The organism is Streptomyces griseochromogenes, from assembly GCF_001542625.1.
GTDB lineage: Bacteria > Actinomycetota > Actinomycetes > Streptomycetales > Streptomycetaceae > Streptomyces > Streptomyces griseochromogenes.
Genome location: NZ_CP016279.1, coordinates 8,401,722 through 8,424,080, shown reverse-complemented (window position 1 = coordinate 8,424,080; position 22,359 = coordinate 8,401,722). Strand labels below are relative to the sequence as shown.

The following is a 22,359-nucleotide window of genomic DNA, read 5'->3' as shown; positions in this document are numbered from 1 at the left end:
CTCAGTCCCCGCTGCCGGGTGGTCGGTGCGCCATCAGTCCCTCAGCTCCAGCACACCGGAGGTACCGCCGCGGCGGGACGGAGTGCCGTCCAGCGCGGCGTCGTCGGCTATCCGGCCGTCGAAGAAGCTGATCACGCGGTCGGCGGCGCTCGCCAGCCGGGCGTCATGGGTGACGAGGACGATGCTCTGCCCGCGCCCGTGGAAGCGGGTCAGCAGCCGCATCACCTCGCGGGTGCCCTTGCTGTCGAGGCTGCCGGCGGGCTCGTCCGCCAGCAGCAGCGGCGGATGGTTGACCAGGGCCCGGGCGAGCGCGACCCGCTGCTGTTCGCCGCCGGACAGCTCGCCCGGCATGCTGCGCTCCTTGCCGGTGAGGCCCAGTTCGGAAAGGAGCGCCTCGCGCTCGGCGCGAGCCCGCTTCGGCGGGACGCCGGCGAGCAGGGCGGGCAGCTCGACGTTGTCGGCGACCGACAGGTTCGACACCAGGTTGAAGAACTGGAAGACGATCCCGATCGCCTTCCGCCGCTCCACCGCCCAGCGCGCCTCGCTGTAGGAGTCGGTGCGCTCGCCGTCCAGCCAGATGCTGCCCTCGTCCGGTCGCTGCAGCCCGCCGAGCAGGTGCAGCAGCGTCGACTTCCCGGCCCCGGACGGGCCGGTGATCGCCACGAACTCGCCCCGCGCGACGCTCAGGTCGACCCCGCGCACGGCACGCGCGGGCGCGCCCTCGCCGTGGTGGGTCTTCACCAGGGCCTCGGCACGCAGCACGGGAGCGTGCCCGTGCACAGGAGAGGAGACGTCACTCACTCCGGCTCCTCCAGTTCCTCCTGGCACCGCTCCAGCCAGTCGAGGTCGGCCTGCAGGTGCAGCATCGCGCCCTCTATGAGCAGATGGGCGATTCGGTTGTCCCGGTTCTCGGCCGCGGCCAGTTTCGACAGATTGCGCATGGTGTTGAGGTACTGGCGCCGCTGTTTGTTGATGAGGGCGATCTGGTCGGCGAGACCGGTCTGCGGGGCGAGTGCCAGTTTCATGAAGAACTCGTCCCGTACCCGCGGCTCGTCCTCGGTCTCCTCGAACCAGGCGTGCAGCGCCTCGCGCCCGGCGTCGGTGAGGTGGTAGACCTTTTTGTTGGGTCGGCTGGACTGCTCGACGTCCTCGCCCTCGATCAGTCCCGACTTCTCGAGGCGGCCGAGGGTCACGTAGATCTGGCCGACGTTCGGCTGAGGGTACGCGGAGCCCAGCAGGAGCTCAAGGTCCTGCTTCAGCTCATAGCCGTGGGCCGGGCCGCGCGCGAGGAGTGCCAGGAGGGGCAGGCGCACTCGTGCTGTCCTCCTGTCTGCTCAATGTGCTCCAGGCCCTAGTATCGCCCATACCTAACAGGTATACATGGCCTCTGACCCCGGGCAAGGGTGCCCGCGGCCGGGTGTACGTGTTCAGGGAGGAACCTATGCGGTGGATGCGCGCCGCCGGTAGGGGGCTCCTCGTTCTGGCCGTGGTCCTGACCGGGTACGTGGCCTCGGGTGCGCACGCCGACGAGAGCGCCCCCGGCGGTCGCGGCCCGCTCACCCTGGCCACCGCCGGCGATCTCACCGGCTATCTCGGCCCGCTCCTCCAGGGCTGGAACCGCACCCATCCCGCCGAGAAGGTCACCCTCGTCGAGCTGCCGGACTCCGCCGACGAGACCCACGCGCAGATGACCACCGACCTGCGCGGCGGTGACCGGGGCCGGTTCGACGTCCTCAACATCGACGTGAACTGGACCTCGGAGTTCGCGGCGGCCGGCTGGATCCGCCCGCTGCCCCCGGACCGCTTCCCGCTGAAGAGCTTCCTGCCGCCGGTGGTGGACACGGCCACGTACCAGGGGCGGCTGTACGCCGTGCCGTACGTCACCAACGCCGGACTGCTGCTGTACCGCAAGGACGTCCTCGCCAAGGAGGGCGTGCCCCCGCCGCGTACCTGGGCCGAGCTGGAGCACGACGCGAGGACCATCGCGCCCAAGTACGGCCTCGACGGCTACGCGGGCCAGTTCCTGCCCTACGAGGGACTGACCGTCAACGCGGCCGAGGCCGTGTACTCGGCGGGCGGCACGATCCTCGGCGACGAGGGCACCCGTGTCACCGTCGACTCGGACGCCGCCCGCGAGGGCATCGGCTTCCTCGCCCGCGGGATCCGCGAGGGATGGATCCCCGAAAAGGCGCTGACGTACAAGGAAGAAGAGTCCAAGCAGGCCTTCCAGGACGGCCGTCTGCTCTTCCTGCGCAACTGGCCCTACGCCTACGCCGTCGCCTCGGCCAGGGGCTCCAGGGTCGCCGGCCGGATCGGCGCCGTGCCGCTGCCCGGGCCGCACGGACCGGGGACGAGCGTCCTCGGCGGCTCCGATCTGGCCGTCAACACGCACGCCCGGCACCCCGACTCCGCGGCGCGGCTGATCGCGTACCTGACCAGCGAGCCCGTTCAGCGGCAGGTGCTCACCCGGGGCGCGCTGCCCCCCGTCCGCGCCGCGCTGTACGAAGACCCCGCGCTGGTACGGCGGTTCCCCTATTTGCCCACCCTGCGCTCGGCCGTCCTCACGGCCGCTCCGCGTCCCAAGAGCCCGCACTACGACCAGGTCAGCCTGGTGGTGCAGGCGGTCGTGCAGGACGCGCTCACCGGGCACGAGACGCCTGCGGCGGCGGTGCGGCGACTGGCCCGCGAGCTGGCCGCCATCTCCCGTCGATAGTTACTTGTTAGGTAACGCGGATATCTCATCTGCCGGTCGGATGCCCAGGTAAGTCCGTATTTGTCGCCCCAACTCGGCAGTAGCATCTGTTCTTTTCATTGACACCTCCGCGCCACGCCTACCTAACATGCATACATGTTGAGTAAGTGCCGCTGGTGGCGTGACGCGGTGATCTACCAGGTGTACGTCCGCAGCTTCCTGGACAGCACCGGTGACGGCATCGGTGATCTCGCCGGGGTCCGCGCCGGACTGCCGTACCTGAAGAAGCTCGGTGTCGACGGGATCTGGCTGAGCCCGTTCTATCCCTCGCCGCAGCACGACCACGGCTACGACGTGGCCTGCTACTGCGACGTCGATCCGCTCTTCGGCGACCTCGCCGAGTTCGACCTGCTGGTGGCGGCCGCCCGGCGGATCGGCATCAAGGTGCTCCTGGACATCGTCCCCAACCACTGCTCCAGCGAGCACCCGTGGTTCCGCGAGGCACTGAACAGCGCACCCGGCAGCGCGGCCCGCGCCCGCTTCCACTTCGCCGACGGCCGCGGCCCGGACGGCGGCGAGCCGCCCAACAACTGGCACGCCATGTTCGGCGGCCCGGCCTGGACCCGCGTCGTCGAGGCGGACGGCCGCCCCGGCCAGTGGTACCTGCACATGTTCACGCCCGAACAGCCCGATTGGAACTGGCGCACCCCCGAGGTCCCCGCCGAGTTCGACCGCGTCCTGCGCTTCTGGCTCGACCGCGGCGTGGACGGCTTCCGCATCGATGTCGCCGCCGGCCTCTACAAGCACCCCGAACTGCCCGACTCCGACGACCCGGAGGCCGACGCCCGCACCCGCGACTCGGTCAACCCGCTCGCCTGGAACCAGCCCGAGGTGCACGACGTGTGGCGACAGTGGCGCGCCACCTGCGAGGAGTACACCGCCCGCGACGGCCGCGAACGCCTCCTGGTCGGCGAGGTCTCCGTCCCCACCGCCCGCGAACACGCCCAGTACGTCCGCCCGGACGAACTCCACCAGGCCTTCTTCTTCGACCTGCTCGGCGCCCCCTGGGACGCCGACTCCTTCCGCAAGGTCATCTCCGAGGCCATGGAGGACATCGCGGGCACGGGCTCCACGGTCACCTGGGTCCTCAACAACCACGACCAGGTCCGCACCGTCACCCGCTACGGCGAACCGACCCCCGAGGGCAGCGGCCTCGGCCCCGCCCGCGCCCGCGCCGCCGCGCTGCTGATGCTGGCGCTGCCCGGAGCCGCGTACATCTACCAGGGCGAGGAACTGGGCCTGCCCGAGGTCGTCGACCTGCCCGACGACGTGCTCACCGACCCGATCTTCCGCCGCACCGGAAGCCGCGCCCGCATACGCGACGGCTGCCGGGTGCCCCTGCCGTGGTCCGGACAGGCCTCCCCGTTCGGCTTCACCTCCGGAGTCGAGGGTGCCAAGCCCTGGCTGCCGCAGCCGGACTGGTTCGCCGAGCACGCCACCGACCGGGCCCTCGCCGACACCCGCTCCTTCTGGCACCTGTACCGCGACGGCCTCCAACTGCGCTCCTCGCTCCCCCAGTTGGGCGAGGGAACGCTGCGCTGGCTGGACACCCCGCCCGGCGTCCTCGGCTTCGTCCGCGGCGACGGCCTGGTCTGCGCCGTCAACTTCGGTACGTCCCCCACACCCGCGCCGGCCTCCGGCACCCCCCTGCTGTCCAGCGGTCCGTGTCCGGCCGGCGTACTGCCCGGCTCGACGGCCGCCTGGTGGCTGAGCGACCAGCTCTGATCCCCGTCAGTTCCCACTCCTTCGAAGGGACATCAACGATGATGCGACGACGTACGACCCTGCTCACGAGCTGCACCGCCCTCGCCCTGGCCCTCGGCGCGACCGCCTGCGGCGGCGGCAACGTCTCCGCGGGCGGCGGCGACAAGGCGCTCAGCGGCCAGACCGTCACCGTGGCCGGTGTCTGGTCCGGCAGCGAGCAGAAGAACTTCCAGAAGGTGCTCGACGCGTTCTCCGCGAAGACCGGCGCCAAGACGCAGTTCGTCTCCACCGGCGACAACGTCTCCACCGTCGTCGGCAGCAAGATCGAGGGCGGCAACGCACCCGACGTCGTGATGGTCCCGCAGGTCGGCGTGCTCCAGCAGTTCGCGAAGAAGGGCTGGCTCAAGCCGCTCTCGCCGGCCGCCCAGCAGACGGTCACCGCCGACTACGCGCCCGTGTGGAAGAAGTACGGCAGCGTCGACGGCACCCTCTACGGCCTCTACTTCAAGGCCGCCCACAAGTCGACCGTCTGGTACAGCCCCGACGCCCTCGCCCAGGCCGGGGTCAAGCCGCCGAAGACGTACGACCAGATGCTCAAGGCCGGGCACACCGTCTCCGACTCCGGGCTCGCCGCCTTCGCCGTCGCGGGCCAGGACGGCTGGACCCTCACCGACTGGTTCGAGAACATCTACCTCTCCCAGGCCGGACCCCAGAAGTACGACGCCCTCGCCGCCCACAAGCTGAAGTGGACCGACCCGAGCGTGGTCCAGGCGCTCACCACGCTCGGCAAGCTCTTCAAGGACAAGCAGCTGGTCGCGGGCGGCCAGAAGGGGGCCCTGAACACCGACTTCCCGAGCTCCGTGGAGAAGGTCTTCGGCCCCAAGCCGGAGGCCGGCATGGTCTACGAGGGCGACTTCGTCGCCGGGGTCGCCCACGACCAGTTCCAGAAGAGCATCGGCAAGGACGCGAACTTCTTCCCGTTCCCCGCGGTCGGCGGCGGCACCGCACCCGTGGTCAGCGGCGGCGACGCGGCCGTGGTCCTGAAGGACGGCAAGAACGCCAAGGCCGGCATGAAGCTCCTGGAGTACCTGGCCACCCCCGAGGCCGCGGCCGTGTGGGCGAAGGCGGGCGGCTTCCTGTCCCCGAACAAGAAGCTCGACCTCGCGTCCTACGCCGACGACGTCGCCCGGGCCACCGCCAAGTCCCTGGTCGGCGCGGGCGACTCGGTCCGCTTCGACATGTCCGACCAGGCACCGGCGGCCTTCGGCGGCACCAAGGGCGCCGGCGAGTGGAAGCTGCTCCAGGACTTCCTGCGCGACCCCTCCGACCCGAAGGGGACCGCGGCGAAGCTGGAGTCCGCCGCGGCCAAGGCCTACCAGGACTGAGCTGAAGAATGACCGCCACCACGCTCGTATCCGAGAAGGCGAGCCCGCGGGCCGCCGGCGCGGCCCCCGGGCGCCGCGGCCGGCGGCGCGCCCGGATCGTCGCCCTGCTCTTCGTCTTCCCCGCCCTGCTCCTGCTCGGCGCGCTGGTCGTCTACCCGGTGCTGTTCTCCGTCGGCCGCAGTTTCTTCGACGCCTCCGGCACCCGCTTCGTCGGCGGCGACAACTACACCGAGATGTTCCGCGACCCGGCCACCCTGAAGGCCATCCGGAACACCACGATCTGGGTGGTCGTCGCCCCGGCCCTGCTCACCGGCCTCGGCCTGATCCTGGCCGTCCTGGTGGAGAAGGTCCGCTGGGCGACGGCGTTCAAGCTGCTGCTGTTCATGCCGATGGCGGTGTCCTTCCTCGCCGCCGGCATCATCTTCCGCCTCGCCTACGACGAGGACCCGGGCAAGGGTGTCCTCAACGCCGCCGTGGTCTCCGTCCACGACGCCTTCGAGGGGACCTCGTCGTATCCGACGGCGCGGGGGCGTGCGGGGCTGCTCACCCAGGACCGGGACGGCTCGTACCGTACGACCGCCTCGCCGGGCGACCCGGTGACGCTTCCGATCGTCGGCGTGCTGCCCAAGGACCTGCCCAGGGGCGCGTCGCCCGCGTACCCGGCCGCGACGGAGAAGGCCGCCGCCGGCGAGGTGCGCGGTGTCGTCTACCTGGACTTCACACCCGGCGGGGGAGGAAGGCAGGGCAAGGTCGACCCGAAGGAGAGCGGCCTGCCCGGACTGAAGGTCGAGGCGCTGCGCGACGGGAAGACCGTCGGGAGCACGACCTCCGCGTCCGACGGCTCCTTCCGCTTCCCCGGGCTCCGGGAGGGCTCGTACACGGTGAAGCTGCCCGCGTCGAACTTCGCGCCGCCCTACCAGGGCGTCTCCTGGCTCGGCCCGACCCTGGTCACCCCGGCGATCATCGGCGCGTACCTGTGGATCTGGACGGGCTTCGCGATGGTGCTGATCGGCGCCGGTCTGTCGACCCTTCCCCGGGACGCTCTGGAGGCCGCGAGGATGGACGGCGCCAACGAGTGGCAGATCTTCCGCCGCATCACCGTCCCGCTGCTCGCCCCCGTCCTCACCGTGGTCTTCGTGACCCTCGTGATCAACGTGATGAAGGTCTTCGACCTCGTCTACATCATCGCGCCCGGACCCGTGCAGGAGGACGCCACCGTGCTGGCGACCCAGATGTGGCTGGTGTCCTTCGGCGGCGGCAACAACCAGGGCCTCGGCAGCGCGCTCGGTGTGCTGCTCCTGCTCCTGGTGATCCCCGCGATGGTGTTCAACGTCCGCCGTTTCCGAAGGAGTCAGCGATGAGCTCGGCCATGAACACGGTCAGGCGCGGCCTGGGCAACGGTCTGGTGCAGGCCTTCCTCGTGGTGATCGGCCTGGTCTGGCTGACTCCGCTGGCGGGACTGTTCGTGTCGTCCCTCCGGTCGGCCCAGGACACGGCGAAGGGCGGCTGGTGGACCGCCCTGGCGAGCCCCGGCCAGCTGTCCTTCGACAACTACTCGGCACTGCTGAAGAACTCCGGCATGACCCAGGCGTTCTGGAACACCGTGCTGATCTCGGTGCCGGCGACCACCCTGGTCGTCGTCATCGCGGCACTGGCCGGATACGCCTTCGCCTGGCTGGACTTCCCCGGCCGCGAGCCGCTCTTCCTGCTGGTGGTGGCCCTGCTGGTGGTACCCGTGCAGATCGGCCTGCTGCCGGTGGCCAAACTCTTCGGACAGCTGGGCCTGTTCGGCACGATTCCCGGGGTCGTCCTCTTCCACGTCGCCTACGGCCTGCCCTTCGCGGTGTTCCTGCTGCGGAACTACTTCGCGGAGATGCCCAAGGAGATGCTGGAGGCGGCGCGGATGGACGGCGGCAGCGAGTGGCGCATCTTCACCCGGCTCGTCCTGCCGGTAGGGCGTCCGGCCATCGCTTCGCTCGCCATCTTCCAGTTCCTGTGGGTCTGGAACGACATGCTGGTCGCCCTGCTCTTCGCCGACAGCTCGTCCCAGCCCCTGACCGTGGAACTCCAGTCCCAGATCCGCCAGTTCGGCAGCAACATCGACGTACTGGCCCCGGGCGCGTTCCTGTCCCTGATCGTGCCGGTGGTGGTGTTCTTCGCGTTCCAGCGGCACTTTGTGCAGGGCGTGATGGCCGGGTCGGTGAAGTAGCCGTCTCGACCTGCCTGGGGGCCCCGCCCCACCCACCGAGTCAGCCGGTGGGTGGGCATAGGCCGGGGTCCAGGGGGCTCCGCCCCCTGGACCGTGCACGAAACCTACGGCGACGCGGGCGGATACAGCGACCGGGGCAACTGCGAAGCCGCCGCCGCGTCCAGCAGCCACAGCGTTCGCGAGCGCCCGTACGCGCCCGCCGCCGGAGCCTGGATCTCACCCGCGCCCGACAGGGCGATGGCCGCGGCCTCCGCCTTGTCCTCGCCGGCCGCGAGCAGCCATACCTCGCGGGCCGACCGGATCGCCGGGAGGGTCAGGCTGATCCGGGTCGGCGGCGGCTTGGGCGCGCCGTGCACGCCGACCACCGTGCGCTCCGTCTCCCGCACGGCCGGCAGCTCCGGGAAGAGCGAGGCCACATGGGTGTCCGGGCCGACGCCCAGCATGAGCACGTCGAAGGTGGGCACCGAGCCGTGGTTCTCCGGCCCGGCGGCCTTCGCCAGTTCCGCGGCGTAGGCCTCGGCCGCCGCCTCCACGTCCGCACCGTACGGGCCGTCGGAGGCGGGCATTGCGTGTACGCGCTCCGGGTCCAGGGGGACGGCGTCCAGCAGGGCCTCGCGGGCCTGCGTGACATTGCGCTCCGGGTCGCCCTCGGGAAGGTAGCGCTCGTCGCCCCACCACAGGTCGAGCCGGCTCCAGTCGATGGCGTCCCGGGCCGGCGCCGCCGCCAGCGCGGCCAGCAGGCCGTTGCCGTTGCGGCCGCCCGTGAGGACCACGGACGCCTGGCCCCGGGAGGCCTGCGCGTCCACGATCTTCGTGATCAGACGGGCCGCCGCGGCCTGCGCCATCAGTTCCTTGTCGCGGTGCACGACCAGCTGTGGAGTGCTCACTTCGCCGCCGCCTTCTTCGCCGGGGCCTTCTTGGCGGCCGCCTTCTTGGCAGGAGCCTCGGCGGCCTGAGCCTCGGGCTCCGCCACCGGCTCCGGCGCGGCGGGCTCGGCGCCCGAGGCCAGCCGGTCCACGCCGTAGCGCAGCGCCGAGGCGTAGGTGTCGTCCGGGTCGAGCCGGCGCAGTTCCTCGGCGATCAGCTCGGCGGTGTCCCGCCGCTTGAGCGCCACCGCGCGGGCCGGCTGGCCCTCGATGGCCAGGTTGGCCAGCGAGCCGTCGGCACGGTCCAGGACGATCGCTCCGCAGCTGGTGTCCATGCGGACGGCGGTCAGACCCGGTCCCGAGGACAGCGAGCGCTTGACGGGGACGTCCAGACGGTCCGCGAGCCACATCGCGAGCAGCTCGCAGCTCGGGTTGAACTCCTCGCCCTCCACCTCGACGGCCTTCACGTCACAGACCACCTGGTCCAGGGCGGCCGCCAGCATCGAGCGCCAGGGCGTGATCCGGGTCCAGGACAGATCCGTGTCGCCGGGCGTGTACGCATCGGCGCGGGCCGACAGCTCCCGCACCGGCTGCTCGGCGGCGTAGGTGTCGGTGACCCGGCGCTGGGCGAGCGCGCCCAGCGGGTCCTTCGCCGGGTCCAGCGGGGCGTTCACCGGCCACCACACGACGACCGGGGCGTCCGGCAGCAGCAGCGGCAGGACGACCGAGTCGGAGTGGTCGGCCACCTCGCCGTACAGCCGCAGCACCACCGTCTCACCGGTGCCCGCCTCCGCGCCCACCCGGACCTCGGCGTCCAGACGGGACGTCGTACGGTCGCGCGGGGAACGGGAGACCCGCTTGATGACCACCAGCGTGCGCGAGGGGTGCTCGCGCGAGGCGTCGTTGGCCGCCTTCAGGGCGTCGTAGGCGTTCTCCTCGTCGGTGACGATGACGAGGGTGAGGACCATGCCGACGGCGGGGGTGCCGATGGCGCGGCGGCCCTGCACGAGCGCCTTGTTGATCGCGCCGGCGGTGGTGCCGGTCAGGTCTATCTTCATGGCCGGCGCCAGCTCCGTCCGTCTCGTGCGAGCATCTCGTCCGCCTCGGCGGGGCCCCAGGTGCCCGACTTGTACTGCGCGGGCCTGCCGTGCTTGTCCCAGTACGTCTCGATCGGGTCGAGGATCTTCCAGGACAGCTCGACCTCCTCCGTGCGCGGGAAGAGGTTGGCGTCGCCCAGCAGCACGTCCAGGATCAGCCGCTCGTAGGCCTCCGGGCTGGACTCCGTGAAGGACTCGCCGTAGGCGAAGTCCATGGACACGTCCCGGATCTCCATCGAGGTGCCCGGCACCTTGGAGCCGAAGCGGACCGTGATGCCCTCGTCCGGCTGGACACGGATCACGATCGCGTTCTGGCCCAGCTCCTCCGTCGCCGTGTGGTCGAAGGGGGAGTGCGGGGCCCGCTGGAAGACGACGGCGATCTCGGTGACGCGGCGGCCGAGACGCTTACCGGTGCGCAGGTAGAAGGGGACGCCCGCCCACCGGCGGTTGTCGATCTCGACCTTGATCGCCGCGTAGGTGTCGGTCTTCGACTTCGGGTCGATGCCCTCTTCCTCGAGGTAGCCGATGACCTTCTCGCCGCCCTGCCAGCCTGCCGCGTACTGCCCGCGGACGGTGCTGCGGCCCAGGTCCTTCGGCAGCCGGACCGCGCCGAGCACCTTCTCCTTCTCCGCGGCCAGCGCGTCCGCGCCGAAGGAGGCGGGCTCCTCCATGGCCGTCAGGGCCATGAGCTGGAGCAGGTGGTTCTGGATGACGTCCCGGGCGGCGCCGATGCCGTCGTAGTAGCCGGCGCGGCCGCCGACGCCGATGTCCTCGGCCATGGTGATCTGCACGTGGTCCACGAAGGACCGGTTCCAGATCGGCTCGAACATCGTGTTGGCGAAACGCAGCGCCAGTATGTTCTGGACCGTCTCCTTGCCGAGGTAGTGGTCGATCCGGAACACCTGGTCCGGCTCGAACACCTCGTGCACGACCTTGTTCAGCTCCTCGGCCGACTTCAGGTCGTGGCCGAACGGCTTCTCGATGACCGCCCGGCGCCAGGAGCCGCCGCTCTGGTCGGTCAGGCCGTGCTTCTTCAGCTGCTGGATGACCACCGGGAAGGAGCGCGGCGGCACGGACAGGTAGAAGGCGAAGTTGCCGCCCGTGCCCTGCGCCTTGTCCAGCTCCTCGATGGTGGCGCGCAGCCGCTCGAAGGCGTCGTCGTCGTCGAAGGTGCCCTGGACGAAGCGCATCCCCTGGATGAGCTGCTGCCAGACCTCCTCACGGAAGGGCGTGCGCGCGTGCTCCTTGACCGCGTCGTGCACGACCTCGGCGAAGTCCTCGTGTTCCCAGTCGCGGCGGGCGAAGCCCACCAGGGAGAAGCCCGGCGGCAGCAGACCCCGGTTCGCGAGGTCGTACACCGCGGGCATCAGCTTCTTGCGGGACAGGTCGCCCGTGACGCCGAAGATCACCAGGCCCGACGGCCCCGCGATACGCGGGAGCCGTCGGTCGGCGGGGTCACGAAGCGGGTTCGCTCCGGAACCAGCAAGGGGTGACAACTCAGCCCTCCGAGGGGGCGAGGCGCTTGAGCTCCGCCTCGGTCGACTTCAGCAGGTCGTTCCAGGACGCCTCGAACTTGTCGACGCCCTCGTCCTCCAGCACCTGTACGACGTCGTCGTAGGAGATGCCGAGCTTCTCCAGCGCGTCGATGTCGGCGCGGGCCTCTGCGTAGGTGCCGGAGACGGTGTCGCCGGTGATCTCGCCGTGGTCCTCGGTGGCCTCCAGCGTGGCCTCCGGCATGGTGTTGACCGTGTTCGGCGCGACCAGCTCGGTGACGTACAGCGTGTCCGGGTAGGCCGGGTCCTTCACACCCGTCGACGCCCACAGCGGACGCTGCTTGTTGGCGCCCGCGTTCTCCAGGGCCTTCCAGCGGTCGGAGGAGAAGACCTCCTCGTACGCCTCGTAGGCGAGGCGCGCGTTGGCGACGGCGGCCTTGCCGCGCAGCGCCTTCGCCTCGTCGGTGCCCAGGGCGTTCAGCCGCTTGTCGATCTCGGTGTCCACGCGGGACACGAAGAAGGACGCCACGGAGTGGATCAGCGAGAGGTCCAGGCCCTTCTCGCGCGCCTTCTCCAGGCCCGTGAGGTAGGCGTCCATGACCGCGCGGTAGCGCTCCAGGGAGAAGATCAGCGTGACGTTGACGCTGATGCCGTGCCCGATCGTCTCGGCGATCGCGGGCAGACCCGCCTTGGTGGCCGGGATCTTGATCAGGGTGTTCGGGCGGTCGACCAGCCAGGCCAGCTGCTTGGCCTCGGCGACGGTCGCCCGGGTGTTGTGGGCCAGGCGCGGGTCGACCTCGATGGAGACCCGGCCGTCCTGGCCGTCGGTGGCGTCGAAGACCGGGCGCAGGATGTCGGCGGCGTCGCGGACGTCCGCCGTCGTGATCATGCGGATGGCCTCTTCGACGGTGACCTTGCGGGCGGCGAGGTCGGACAGCTGCTGCTCGTAGCCGTCGCCGCCGCTGATCGCCTTCTGGAAGATCGTCGGGTTGGTGGTGACGCCCACGACGTGCTGCTGGTCGATCAGCTCGGCGAGATTGCCGGACGTGATCCGCTTGCGCGACAGGTCGTCCAGCCAGATCGCGACGCCTTCCTCGGAGAGGCGCTTGAGTGCGTCTGTCATGGAATTACATCTCCTACGTGTCGTATATGAGCGTCAGCGCTGGGCGGCGGCGAGGGATTCCCGGGCCTTGTCGGCCACGTTCTCGGCAGTGAAGCCGAACTCGCGGAAGAGCACCTTGCCGTCGGCGGAAGCACCGAAGTGCTCCAGGGAAACGATGCGACCGGCGTCCCCCACGTACTTGTGCCAGGTGAGACCGATCCCTGCCTCGACCGAGACCCGCGCCTTCACGTGCGGCGGCAGGACGCTGTCCCGGTACCCCTGGTCCTGCTCCTCGAACCACTCCACGGACGGCATCGACACGACCCGCGTCGGTACCCCGTCGGCCTGCAACTGCTCGCGCGCCTCGACGGCGACGTGCACCTCGGAACCGGTGGCGATCAGGATGACCTGGGCCTCGCCGCCGTCGGCCTCGAACAGGACGTAGCCGCCCTTGGCCGCGTCGTCGTCGGGCTCGTAGACCGGCACGCCCTGGCGGGTCAGCGCGAGGGCGTGCGGGGCGCCCTTGCCGAACTCCTTGGTGTAGCGCGCGAGGATCTCGCGCCAGGCGATCGCGGTCTCGTTGGCGTCGGCCGGGCGGACGACGTTCAGGCCCGGGATGGCGCGCAGCGAGGCCAGGTGCTCGACCGGCTGGTGGGTCGGGCCGTCCTCGCCGAGGCCGATCGAGTCGTGCGTCCACACGTACGTCACCGGCAGGTGCATCAGGGCCGACAGGCGCACCGCGTTGCGCATGTAGTCGGAGAAGACGAGGAACGTGCCGCCGTAGATCCGGGTGTTGCCGTGCAGGGCGATGCCGTTCATCTCCGCGCCCATGGAGTGCTCGCGGATGCCGAAGTGGATGGTCCGGCCGTACGGGTCGGCCTCCGGCAGCGGGTTGTCCGCCGGCAGGAAGGAGCTGTTCTTGTCGATGGTCGTGTTGTTCGACCCGGCGAGGTCGGCGGAGCCGCCCCACAGCTCGGGGACGACCGCGCCGAGCGCCTGCAGCACCTTGCCGGAGGCGGCACGCGTCGCGATGCCCTTGCCCGCCTCGAAGACCGGGAGCTTCTCCTCCCAGCCGGTGGGCAGCTCGCCCTGGCTGATGCGGTCGAACTCGGCGGCCCGCTCGGCGTTGTTGTCGCGCCACTCCTGGAAGGACTTCTCCCACTCGGTCTTGGCCTGGCGGCCGCGGTCGAGGGCCTCGCGGGTGTGGCCGAGCACCTCGGCGGAGACGTCGAAGGTCTTCTCCGGGTCGAAGCCGAGGACGCGCTTGGTGGCCGCGACCTCGTCGTCGCCGAGCGCAGAGCCGTGCGCGGCCTCGGTGTTCTGCGCGTTCGGGGCCGGCCAGGCGATGATCGAGCGCATCGCGATGAAGGACGGCCTGTCCGTCACCTTCTTCGCGGCCTCGATCGCGTTGTAGATGGCGTGCGGGTCGAGGTCGCCGTCCGGCTTCGGGGCGATCCGCTGCACGTGCCAGCCGTAGGCCTCGTAGCGCTTGACGGTGTCCTCGGAGACGGCGGTCTCGGTGTCGCCCTCGATCGAGATGTGGTTGTCGTCCCACAGCAGGACCAGGTTGCCGAGCCGCTGGTGGCCCGCGAGCGAGGAGGCCTCGGCGGAGATGCCCTCCTGGAGGCAGCCGTCACCGGCGATGCAGTAGACGAAGTGGTCGAAGGGGGACTCGCCCTGCGCGGCGTCCGGGTCGAACAGACCGCGCTCGTAGCGGGCGGCCATGGCCATGCCCACCGCGTTGGCGACACCCTGACCGAGCGGGCCGGTCGTCGTCTCGACGCCCTTGGTGTGCCCGTACTCCGGGTGGCCCGGGGTCTTCGACCCCCACGTCCGGAACGCCTTCAGATCGTCCAGCTCCAGACCGAAACCGGCCAGGAACAGCTGCGTGTAGAGGGTCAGGGACGAGTGGCCGGCGGACAGCACGAAGCGGTCGCGCCCGACCCACTCCGGGTCGGCGGGGTCGTGCCGCATCACCTTCTGGAAGAGGGTGTAGGCGGCCGGCGCCAGGCTCATCGCCGTACCGGGATGGCCGTTGCCGACCTTCTGTACGGCGTCGGCGGCCAGGACGCGGGCGGTGTCCACGGCCCGCTGGTCCAGCTCGTTCCACTCAAGGTCTGTGGTGGTCGGCTTGGTGCTCACCCTGGGTCAGGGCTCCTCTCCACATGTCAGGTCGCCGGTCCTCGGGGCATGCGCCCACCCCGGCTGCCGGTGCGCTTCTGCCCCACCGGCCGTGCTGAGCCTACCCCCGTGAGGACGTGCATTTTTTCGAGTGATTCCAGACTGCCGGGACTCTGTGCGATCCGCCTCCCGACTGGCCGAGAACGCATTCGGCACATGAATACGGAGCCGCTCATCTGACCGCTCAATCGAGCCCTATGACCCCTCTGATGGGACGCCCGCCAACACGACCCCACCCCCGCGAAGGCCGGGGTATGGGCAACGTCTAAAGTGGCGTGGTACGCGCGAGCCTTTACCGGGACTTCACACGGGGAGGCTTGCTGGGATGTCTCTGTCAGGGGTGTGCGTGACGGCCGTCGAATCCCGTCCTGGGGGCACCTCCCAGGCCCTTAAGGCTCTGGGGGAGGGCGAGCTCGGTGGTGCGAGCCGGGGCCCGGTTCACCGGCCGTTCGGGGCCCGTGTCAAGGCGTTCGTGGCGCTGACCAAGCCGCGGATCATCGAGCTGCTGCTCATCACCACCGTTCCGGTGATGTTCCTGGCGCAGCGGGGTGTTCCCGATCTGAAGCTGGTGCTGCTGACCTGCGTCGGCGGCTACCTCTCGGCGGGCGGCGCCAACGCGCTGAACATGTACATCGACCGGGACATCGACGCCCTGATGGACCGTACGTCGCAGCGCCCGCTGGTGACCGGCATGGTCAGCCCGCCCGAGTGCCTGGCCTTCGGCATCACCCTCGCGGTCGTCTCGACGCTGCTGTTCGGGTTGACCGTCAACTGGCTGAGCGCCTGGCTGTCCCTCGGAGCGCTCCTTTTCTACGTCGTCGTCTACACGATGATCCTCAAGCGGCGTACGTCCCAGAACATCGTGTGGGGCGGCATCGCCGGCTGTCTCCCGGTGCTGATCGGCTGGTCCTCCGTCACGAACTCCATGTCGTGGGCGCCGATCATCCTCTTCCTCGTCATGTTCTTCTGGACACCGCCGCACTACTGGCCGCTGTCCATGAAGGTCAAGGAGGACTACGCGCGCGTGGGCGTGCCGATGCTCCCGGTGATCGCCTCCAACAAGGTGGTCGCCCGGCAGATCGTCATCTACAGCTGGGTGATGGTCGTCGTCTCCCTGCTGCTGACCCCGCTCGGCTACACCGGCTGGTTCTACACGGTGGTCGCGCTCGCTGCCGGCGGCTTCTGGCTGTGGGAGGCGCACGGCCTGCAGAACCGGGCGAGGGCCGAGGTGACGGGCGTGAAGCTCAAGGAGATGCGGCTGTTCCACTGGTCGATCACCTATGTGTCGATCCTGTTCGTCGCCGTCGCGGTGGACCCCTTCCTGCGCTGACACACGTCACAGGGGCCTGCTCTCGCCAGCCGATCTACTCGTGAGTAGCATCCAGGTCATGGCAGACACGCAGCAGGTTGACCCGAAGGCCGAGCGCACGGCGACCCGGCTCGCCCACCAGATCAGCGCCTTCGCCAAGGCGCACGGCGGCGCCGAGGGCCAGGTGGCCCACATCGGCGAGCGCGGCGCCCGCATCGTCCTGGTCGGCGAGGACGGCGGCTGGGGCGACCTGGTGGCACCCAGCACCGAGATCGCCCAGCAGGCGGTGGAGAAGTCCGGCATCACGGTCCACGAGTCCTTCGACGGCGAGTTCGCGGCGAAGGTGAAGACGGGCCCGTACGAGTGGAAGCGGATGGCGGGCATTCAGCTCGGCGGCTGACCAGCGCGCCCCTCGGGGGCGTGGGGCTGTATCGGTGTGCGGCTCCGCCGCGTGGGCGCGACCGGCCGGATCCGGCCCGAAGCCGCGCAGCCACGCGCACTCCCGAGCCCGAACCGCGACCTCAATCCCGTTCACCCGTTAGGACGTGTAAGACCACGACCCACGGGGAGCCGGAATGATCGAGACGCCGTCCCTGGTGGACCAGTACTGCCACGGCGTACTGCGAACGGAGCTGGGCCTCGGCACCTTCGAGGCCCAGTTGGCCCGCACCGAGGGTCCGCCCGCCGCCGGCACCACCCTCTTCGACACCCAGACGGGTTTCGCCGTACGGCGCTGGTGCCCGCCCCTCCTCGGCCTGGAACCGCACTGTGCGCCCGCCCACTACCTGGCCAGGCGCCGTGAACTGGGCGTCCTGGAGGCGGGCCGCAGGCTGCTGCGCGGCAGCGGCATCACCACGTATCTGGTCGACACGGGCCTGCCCGGCGACCTGACCGGCCCCACCGAGATGGCGTCGGCCGGTGCCGCCCAGGCTCATGAGATCGTCCGCCTCGAACTGCTCGCGGAGCAGGTCGCCGACACCTCCGGCACCGTCGAGTCCTTCCTCGCCAATCTCGCCGAATCGGTGCACGGAGCCGCCGGGCAGGCCGTCGCCTTCACCTCCGTCGCGGGTCTCAGACACGGCCTCGCCCTCGCGCCCGAACCGCCCGGGCCGGGGGAGGTGCGAGGTGCGGCGGCCCGCTGGCTGGCCGGGCGGCGGGTGGGCGGCGAGCTGACCGACCCGGTGCTGCTGCGGCACCTGCTGTGGATCGCCGTCGCCTCGGGGCTGCCCCTTCAACTGCACGCCGGCCTCGGCGAACCGGGCTCGCGCATCGACCGCACGGACCCGGTGCTGCTCACCGACTTCGTCCGGGCCACCGCGGGCCTCGGCACCGACCTGATCCTGCTGCACGGCTACCCGTACCACCGCCACGCCGCCCACCTGGCCGGTGTCTTCCCGCATGTGTACGCCGACTCGGGCGCCGCCCTCGTGCGCACCGGCGCCCGCGCGGCCACGGTGCTCGCCGAGATCCTGGAGCTGGCCCCCTTCGGCAAGATCCTCTTCTCCAGCGGCGCCCACGGCCTGCCCGAGCTGCACGTCGTCGGCGCCCGTCTGTTCCGCGAGGCCCTCGCCCGGGTGCTGGGCACCTGGGTCGCCGACGGCGCGTGGAGCCTCGGGGACGCGCAGCGGGTGGCCCGGATGGTCGCGGCGGACACCGCGCGGCGGGTGTACGGGCTGAGGGGTGAGGGCTGAGCGCTGTACGGAAGTGCGGGTGCCGTACAGAATGGTGCGATGCCGACCGACGCGCTCCTCGCCCGCTTCTTACACGCGCTTTCGGACCTGAGCCCGGTCGCCGTCTGGGCGCACGGCTCACTGGCCGGCGGGGACTACCAGGAGGGCCGCAGCGACCTGGATCTGATCGCGGTCCTGCCGGGCCCGCGGAGCCTGAGCACCGTACGGCGGGTGGTGACGCTGCACCGGAGGCTGCGTTCCGAGCCGCTCGCCGGACGGCTGCACTGCAGCTACCTCACGCCGGCCACGCTTCAGGACCCGGGCCGCTCGCACCTGACCTGGGCCCACGGACATGTCATGCGCCGGCCGGTCACCCCCGTCACCCGGCGCGAGCTGCACGACTTCGGCCGGGTGCTGCACGGCAGGGCACCGGCGGGACTGCTCCCCGCGGTACCGGACCGGCAGCTCAACGACTTCGTCGTGGACGACCAGCGCGGCTTCTGGCGGCCCGCGGTCGACAAGGCACGGCTGTGGCGCCAGGACATCTGGGTCGACCTGGGGCTGCTGACCTTCGCTCGGGCCACCGTGACCCTGCGGGACGGGCGGCTGATCTCCAAGCGGGAGGCGCTCGCCGAACTGCCCGCTCTCGGCGCGCCCGAGGAGGTCGTCGAGGACATCACGCGCCGGCGCTACGAGGAGCCGGCCCCGGCGGACGCCGGCTGGCCCGACCGCCGCGCCGAGCTGACCCGCGCCTACCTCGGTCCCGCGATCGACGCGCTGGTGAACACGTACGGGTGACTCACGCGCGCGTGCCCACCGTCACCCCGGCCGAGGGACCGGGCACGTCCAGGGCGTCCTGAGGGCGTTCCCGCAGCGACAGCAGAACGCGCAGCACGAAGATCCACACCAGGCACGAGCCGAACATGTGGAGGCCGACGAGGACCTCGGGCAGGTGCGTGAAGTACTGGACGTAGCCGATGACGCCCTGCCCGAGCAGGATCAGGAACAGGTCGCGGGTGCGGTCGAGGGGCCCCTTGGGGGCGTCGACGGCCTTGAGGACGAACCACAGGGCGAAGGTGAGGGTCACCACGATCCAGGCGAGCACGGCGTGCAGCTTGGCGATGGTCTCCCAGTCGATCGGGATGCGCTTGACGTCACTGGTGTCGCCCGCGTGCGGGCCCGCGCCGGTGACGAACGTGCCGACCGCGATCAGCAGGACGGAGGCGACGACGAGGAACCAGACCAGCTGTTGCACGGCCTTGCCGACCAGCGGCCGGGGCGCGCCGTCGCCCTCGCGGGCGCGCTGCCACATCAGCACGGCGACCGCGATGAGGGCCGTCGCCAGCAGGAAGTGCGCCGCGACGGTGTACGGGTTGAGGCCGACGAGCACCACGATGCCGCCCAGGACCGCATTGCCCATCACGAGCCAGAACTGCGCCCAGCCCAGCCGGGTCAGGCCGCGCCGGTACGGCTTTCCGGCGCGCGCGGCGATGATCGCCCAGCCGACCGCGGCGCACAGCACGTAGGTCAGCATGCGATTGCCGAACTCGATGGCGCTGTGATAGCTCAGCGCGCTCGTCGGCGTCAGTGAGCCGTCGGTGCACTCGGGCCAGGTCGGGCAGCCCAGGCCCGAGCCGGTCAGGCGGACGGCACCGCCGGTGACGACGATGACCACCGACATGACGAGCGCGGCGAGCGCCGCCCTGCGGACCGTGCGGGGGGCAGGGGTCCAGCGGTCGGCGATGAAGGCGAGCGGGTTGCGCAGGGCCGCTACGGCGTCGGCGCGGGTCAGCTTTGGCACGCGCACCATCGTAGGCCGCCGCTTGTGCACGCTTTCACGAGGGTCACTCCCAGCGGAAGAATTTTCCCGCGGCCGCGAGCCCCAGCACGGCCCACACGGTGAGGATCCCCAGATCGCCCCACGGCGTTCCGGCGCCGTGCTGGAGCACGTCCCGCAGGCCGTCCGAGAGCGCCGAGACCGGCAGCAGCCCGAGGACGTGCTGCCCGGCCGGGCCGAACTTCTCCAGCGGCACGATCACGCCGCCGCCGACGAGCAGCAGCAGGAAGACCAGGTTGGCGGCGGCCAGGGTCGCCTCCGCCTTCAGCGTGCCCGCCATCAGCAGGCCGAGCCCGGAGAAGGCGGCGGTGCCGAGGACCAGCAGGAGCAGGACGGCGAGCACGCTGGTGAATGTCCCAGCGCCCTGCGGGGACCAGCCCAGCGCGAAGGCGATCGCCGTCAGCAGGATCACCTGGAGGACCTCCGTGACCAGGACGGACGCCGTCTTCGCGGCCATCAGGCCCCAGCGGGGCAGCGGGGAGGAGGCGAGCCGCTTCAGCACGCCGTAGCGGCGCTCGAAGCCGGTCGCGATGGCCTGCCCGGTGAACGCCGTCGACATCACGGCGAGGGCCAGGACGCCCGGGGCGAGGAAGTCGACCGCCTTGCCCTTGCCGGTGTCGACGATGTCCACGGAGCTGAACAGGACCAGCAGCAGGGTCGGGATCACGACCGTCAGCAGCAGTTGCTCGCCGTTGCGCAGCAGCATCCTGGTCTCCAGCGCCGCCTGGGCCGCGATCATGCGGGGGAGCGGGGCGGCGCCCGGCTTGGGGGCGTAGGTACCCGTCGCGGTCGTCATGAGCGCAATTCCTTGCCCGTGAGCTCGAGAAAGACGTCTTCCAAAGTGTGCCGCTCCACGGAGATCCGGTCCGGCATCACCCCGTGCTGGGCGCACCACGAGGTCACCGTGGCCAGCAGCTGCGGGTCCACCTTGCCGACGACCCGGTAGCCGCCAGGGGTCAGCTCGGCGGCCGTGCAGTCGGCCGGGAGCGCCTTGAGCAGCGAGCCCACGTCGAGGCCGGGGCGGCCGGTGAAGCGCAGGGTGTTCTCGGCGCCGCCCTTGCACAGCTCCTCGGGGGAGCCCTGGGCGATGACCCGGCCGCCGTCGATGATCGCCACGTCGTCGGCGAGCTGCTCGGCCTCTTCCATGTGGTGCGTGGTCAGGATCACCGAGACGCCGTCGGCGCGCAGGTCCCGGACCAGGTCCCAGGTGGCCCGGCGGGCCTGCGGGTCGAGGCCGGCGGTCGGCTCGTCCAGGAACACCAGCTCCGGGCGCCCGACGACGGCCATGGCGAGCGCGAGCCGCTGCTGCTGGCCGCCGGACAGCCGGCGGTAGCCGGTGCGCCCGCAGGAGCCGAGTCCCAGGCGTTCGATCAGCGCGTCCACGTCCAGCGGGTGCGCGTGCAGCCGGGCGACGTGCCGCAGCATCTCGTCCGCCCGGGCACCGGAGTACACGCCGCCGGACTGCAGCATCACGCCGATCCGTGGACGCAGCTCGGCGGACTGCCGTACCGGGTCGAGGCCCAGGACGCGCACCGTGCCCGAATCCGGCTTCCGGTACCCCTCGCAGGTCTCGACCGTGGTCGTCTTCCCCGCCCCGTTGGGGCCGAGTACGGCGGTCACCCCCGCCTGGGCCACCAGGTCGAGGCCGTCCACCGCGGTCTTCGTGCCGTACCGCTTCACCAGGGCCTGGACCTCGATGAGCGGGTGCGGCGCGAAGCGTCTCGTCGAGGGGTGGGGGTCGGGAGACGGGCGGGCGGGCTCACTTCGCATGGATCCGGAGTCTAAGGCGATGCCGCGGTGTTCAGACGGCCGGGTGCGGGAACTCCTCCGCACGGGGCCGGTGCACGGGCAGCCACCGCTCGGCGTAGGCCACCGCGTCCGCCACCGGGAACAGCCGTACGTCGGCCGCGCCGACCCTTCCCCGCACGACGGGCCGGTCCCGTTCGAAGTCGTGGCCCAGCTCGTCGAAGCGGTCCGAGGTGATCGACACCTCGGTCACCGTCTCCCAGCCGCCGCCCGGCGCAGGCCGGCCCACCCGTACCAGCGGGGACGGTATGCGGTACTCGGCGAGGTGGAAGCTGGTGCAGGCGTCGTAGCCCGCGCCCAGCAGCAGGACCCGGGCGGCCAGCTTCTCCAGCCGGGCGAGCGGGCTGCGCTCGCCCAGTCGGCAGTCGGGGGCGTGGCCCTCGGTGATCTCCGCGGCGCGCGGCCCGAGTGCCGCGAACGAGGTCTGCGGGTGCGCGCTGCGCCGGGCGCCGGGCCAGGTGCGCACGGTCTCCGGGAGTACGCCGACCCCGCGTGTGGGGGTGATCAGCGGGTCGTAGTCGGGCATCGTGGCGCGGATCCTGTCCCACCACTCCTCGGGCACCGGAGGGCTGCTCCACACGGCCGGGTCGGACAGGTCCGCGGTCTGGGTCGGGACGACGAGCGTGCCGGACGGACCGAGGGCGTCCAGGAGCCCCCGCACCACGGCGACGGCCCCTCCGTTGACCCAGCCGAGGGAACGGAGCGAGGTGTGCACCAGGAGGATCTCGCCCGTCTCCACACCCAGCAGGCGCAGCTGTGCGGCGACGGTGTCGCGAGTGACAAGAGGGCCGGTCGGAGGGGGTATGGGCATGATTCGGGAGTCTCCCCGACGGGCCCGTCCCGCGCCACCGAAATAGCCTGGTGGCCCGTGCCGGATGATCGATCAGAAGATCGTTTCCGCAGGTCAGATTAGGTATGCCTAAGTGATGCAGGGCACCGTCCGGTGAT

At 70.9% G+C, this 22,359-nt stretch carries 20 protein-coding genes; 9 read left to right on the top strand and 11 right to left on the bottom strand.

Features of this window, described 5'->3' with window-relative positions:
- Positions 1 to 33: 33 nt before the first annotated feature.
- Entirely contained in the window at positions 34 to 801 is a 768-nt protein-coding gene (locus AVL59_RS36545) for an ABC transporter ATP-binding protein (protein ID WP_237281775.1), read from the bottom strand.
- Positions 798 to 1,313, bottom strand: a complete 516-nt coding sequence (locus AVL59_RS36540) for a PadR family transcriptional regulator (RefSeq protein WP_067313268.1) — start codon at positions 1,311 to 1,313, stop codon at positions 798 to 800. Before AVL59_RS36540 ends, AVL59_RS36545 begins: the two co-directional genes overlap by 4 nt.
- 128 nt (positions 1,314 to 1,441) lie before the next feature.
- On the opposite strand from AVL59_RS36540, the gene AVL59_RS36535 reads away from it, so the two are divergent.
- The 5 genes from AVL59_RS36535 to AVL59_RS36515 all read left to right on the top strand — a co-directional run bounded on the left by AVL59_RS36535 (position 1,442) and on the right by AVL59_RS36515 (position 8,050).
- Positions 1,442 to 2,713 carry an ABC transporter substrate-binding protein gene (locus AVL59_RS36535; RefSeq protein ID WP_067313266.1) on the top strand — a complete coding sequence of 424 codons (1,272 nt, stop codon included), beginning with the start codon at positions 1,442 to 1,444 and terminating at the stop codon, positions 2,711 to 2,713.
- A gap of 135 nt (positions 2,714 to 2,848) precedes the next feature.
- Entirely contained in the window at positions 2,849 to 4,477 is a 1,629-nt protein-coding gene (locus tag AVL59_RS36530; RefSeq protein ID WP_208870502.1) for a glycoside hydrolase family 13 protein, read from the top strand.
- A 38-nt stretch (positions 4,478 to 4,515) separates the two neighbouring features.
- Complete coding sequence (locus AVL59_RS36525; RefSeq protein ID WP_067313264.1) at positions 4,516 to 5,841, top strand: ABC transporter substrate-binding protein; 1,326 nt, start codon at positions 4,516 to 4,518, stop codon at positions 5,839 to 5,841.
- Positions 5,842 to 5,849: 8 nt separating this feature from the next.
- On the top strand, positions 5,850 to 7,202 hold the full coding sequence (locus tag AVL59_RS36520; RefSeq protein ID WP_067313262.1) for an ABC transporter permease: 1,353 nt from the start codon (positions 5,850 to 5,852) through the stop codon (positions 7,200 to 7,202).
- An 8-nt stretch (positions 7,203 to 7,210) separates the two neighbouring features.
- Positions 7,211 to 8,050, top strand: a complete 840-nt coding sequence (locus tag AVL59_RS36515; protein ID WP_067318160.1) for a carbohydrate ABC transporter permease — start codon at positions 7,211 to 7,213, stop codon at positions 8,048 to 8,050.
- Positions 8,051 to 8,154: 104 nt separating this feature from the next.
- On the opposite strand, the gene pgl is transcribed toward AVL59_RS36515, so the two are convergent.
- The 5 genes from pgl to tkt are packed head-to-tail and all read right to left on the bottom strand — an operon-like array spanning position 8,155 to position 14,750.
- The gene (gene pgl / locus AVL59_RS36510) at positions 8,155 to 8,937 is read right to left on the bottom strand and encodes a 6-phosphogluconolactonase (protein ID WP_067313260.1); all 783 of its coding nucleotides are present in this window, start codon (positions 8,935 to 8,937) and stop codon (positions 8,155 to 8,157) included.
- Entirely contained in the window at positions 8,934 to 9,974 is a 1,041-nt protein-coding gene (gene opcA / locus AVL59_RS36505) for a glucose-6-phosphate dehydrogenase assembly protein OpcA (RefSeq protein WP_067313258.1), read from the bottom strand. The genes pgl and opcA overlap by 4 nt, the downstream gene beginning before the upstream one ends.
- On the bottom strand, positions 9,971 to 11,509 hold the full coding sequence (zwf, locus tag AVL59_RS36500; protein ID WP_067313256.1) for a glucose-6-phosphate dehydrogenase: 1,539 nt from the start codon (positions 11,507 to 11,509) through the stop codon (positions 9,971 to 9,973). Before zwf ends, opcA begins: the two co-directional genes overlap by 4 nt.
- Before the next feature lies 1 nt (position 11,510).
- Complete coding sequence (gene tal, locus AVL59_RS36495) at positions 11,511 to 12,629, bottom strand: transaldolase (RefSeq protein WP_067313254.1); 1,119 nt, start codon at positions 12,627 to 12,629, stop codon at positions 11,511 to 11,513.
- A 33-nt stretch (positions 12,630 to 12,662) separates the two neighbouring features.
- Positions 12,663 to 14,750, bottom strand: coding sequence for a transketolase (tkt, locus tag AVL59_RS36490; protein ID WP_067313252.1), 2,088 nt, complete (start codon positions 14,748 to 14,750; stop codon positions 12,663 to 12,665).
- Positions 14,751 to 15,129: 379 nt separating this feature from the next.
- On the opposite strand from tkt, the gene AVL59_RS36485 reads away from it, so the two are divergent.
- The 4 genes from AVL59_RS36485 (at position 15,130) to AVL59_RS36470 (ending at position 18,566) form a co-directional block, all read left to right on the top strand.
- Entirely contained in the window at positions 15,130 to 16,119 is a 990-nt protein-coding gene (locus AVL59_RS36485) for a heme o synthase (protein WP_067313250.1), read from the top strand.
- 58 nt (positions 16,120 to 16,177) lie between these two features.
- The gene (locus tag AVL59_RS36480; RefSeq protein WP_067313248.1) at positions 16,178 to 16,498 is read left to right on the top strand and encodes a hypothetical protein; all 321 of its coding nucleotides are present in this window, start codon (positions 16,178 to 16,180) and stop codon (positions 16,496 to 16,498) included.
- Between the two features lie 175 nt (positions 16,499 to 16,673).
- Positions 16,674 to 17,789 (top strand): amidohydrolase family protein, encoded by a 1,116-nt coding sequence (locus tag AVL59_RS36475; RefSeq protein ID WP_067313246.1) that lies wholly within the window; start codon positions 16,674 to 16,676, stop codon positions 17,787 to 17,789.
- A 39-nt stretch (positions 17,790 to 17,828) separates the two neighbouring features.
- A complete protein-coding gene (locus AVL59_RS36470) occupies positions 17,829 to 18,566 on the top strand; it encodes a nucleotidyltransferase domain-containing protein (RefSeq protein ID WP_067313244.1) in 738 nt (245 codons plus the stop codon).
- Between the two features lies 1 nt (position 18,567).
- Here the strand turns inward: AVL59_RS36470 and AVL59_RS36465 are convergent, their stop codons facing one another.
- From AVL59_RS36465 to AVL59_RS36450, 4 genes are read right to left on the bottom strand one after another with little or no spacing between them, the layout of a single operon-like run.
- Entirely contained in the window at positions 18,568 to 19,578 is a 1,011-nt protein-coding gene (locus tag AVL59_RS36465) for a COX15/CtaA family protein (RefSeq protein WP_067313242.1), read from the bottom strand.
- Positions 19,579 to 19,612: 34 nt separating this feature from the next.
- A complete protein-coding gene (locus AVL59_RS36460; RefSeq protein WP_067313240.1) occupies positions 19,613 to 20,401 on the bottom strand; it encodes an ABC transporter permease in 789 nt (262 codons plus the stop codon).
- On the bottom strand, positions 20,398 to 21,375 hold the full coding sequence (locus tag AVL59_RS36455; RefSeq protein WP_237281774.1) for an ABC transporter ATP-binding protein: 978 nt from the start codon (positions 21,373 to 21,375) through the stop codon (positions 20,398 to 20,400). The genes AVL59_RS36460 and AVL59_RS36455 overlap by 4 nt, the downstream gene beginning before the upstream one ends.
- 31 nt (positions 21,376 to 21,406) lie before the next feature.
- Positions 21,407 to 22,222, bottom strand: a complete 816-nt coding sequence (locus AVL59_RS36450) for an AAC(3) family N-acetyltransferase (protein ID WP_067313238.1) — start codon at positions 22,220 to 22,222, stop codon at positions 21,407 to 21,409.
- Positions 22,223 to 22,359 lie beyond the last annotated feature (137 nt).

What these genes read in the sequence shown, in the direction of transcription:
- AVL59_RS36535 (WP_067313266.1), top strand. Translation starts at nt 1,442, where the DNA reads ATGCGGTGGATGCGCGCCGCCGGTAGGGGGCTCCTCGTTCTGGCCGTG.
- AVL59_RS36530 (WP_208870502.1), top strand. Translation starts at nt 2,849, where the DNA reads ATGTTGAGTAAGTGCCGCTGGTGGCGTGACGCGGTGATCTACCAGGTG.
- AVL59_RS36525 (WP_067313264.1), top strand. Translation starts at nt 4,516, where the DNA reads ATGATGCGACGACGTACGACCCTGCTCACGAGCTGCACCGCCCTCGCC.
- AVL59_RS36520 (WP_067313262.1), top strand. Translation starts at nt 5,850, where the DNA reads ATGACCGCCACCACGCTCGTATCCGAGAAGGCGAGCCCGCGGGCCGCC.
- AVL59_RS36515 (WP_067318160.1), top strand. Translation starts at nt 7,211, where the DNA reads ATGAACACGGTCAGGCGCGGCCTGGGCAACGGTCTGGTGCAGGCCTTC.
- opcA (WP_067313258.1), bottom strand. Translation starts at nt 9,974, where the DNA reads ATGAAGATAGACCTGACCGGCACCACCGCCGGCGCGATCAACAAGGCG.
- tal (WP_067313254.1), bottom strand. Translation starts at nt 12,629, where the DNA reads ATGACAGACGCACTCAAGCGCCTCTCCGAGGAAGGCGTCGCGATCTGG.
- AVL59_RS36480 (WP_067313248.1), top strand. Translation starts at nt 16,178, where the DNA reads ATGGCAGACACGCAGCAGGTTGACCCGAAGGCCGAGCGCACGGCGACC.
- AVL59_RS36475 (WP_067313246.1), top strand. Translation starts at nt 16,674, where the DNA reads ATGATCGAGACGCCGTCCCTGGTGGACCAGTACTGCCACGGCGTACTG.
- AVL59_RS36470 (WP_067313244.1), top strand. Translation starts at nt 17,829, where the DNA reads ATGCCGACCGACGCGCTCCTCGCCCGCTTCTTACACGCGCTTTCGGAC.
- AVL59_RS36465 (WP_067313242.1), bottom strand. Translation starts at nt 19,578, where the DNA reads ATGGTGCGCGTGCCAAAGCTGACCCGCGCCGACGCCGTAGCGGCCCTG.
- AVL59_RS36460 (WP_067313240.1), bottom strand. Translation starts at nt 20,401, where the DNA reads ATGACGACCGCGACGGGTACCTACGCCCCCAAGCCGGGCGCCGCCCCG.
- AVL59_RS36455 (WP_237281774.1), bottom strand. Translation starts at nt 21,375, where the DNA reads ATGCGAAGTGAGCCCGCCCGCCCGTCTCCCGACCCCCACCCCTCGACG.
- AVL59_RS36450 (WP_067313238.1), bottom strand. Translation starts at nt 22,222, where the DNA reads ATGCCCATACCCCCTCCGACCGGCCCTCTTGTCACTCGCGACACCGTC.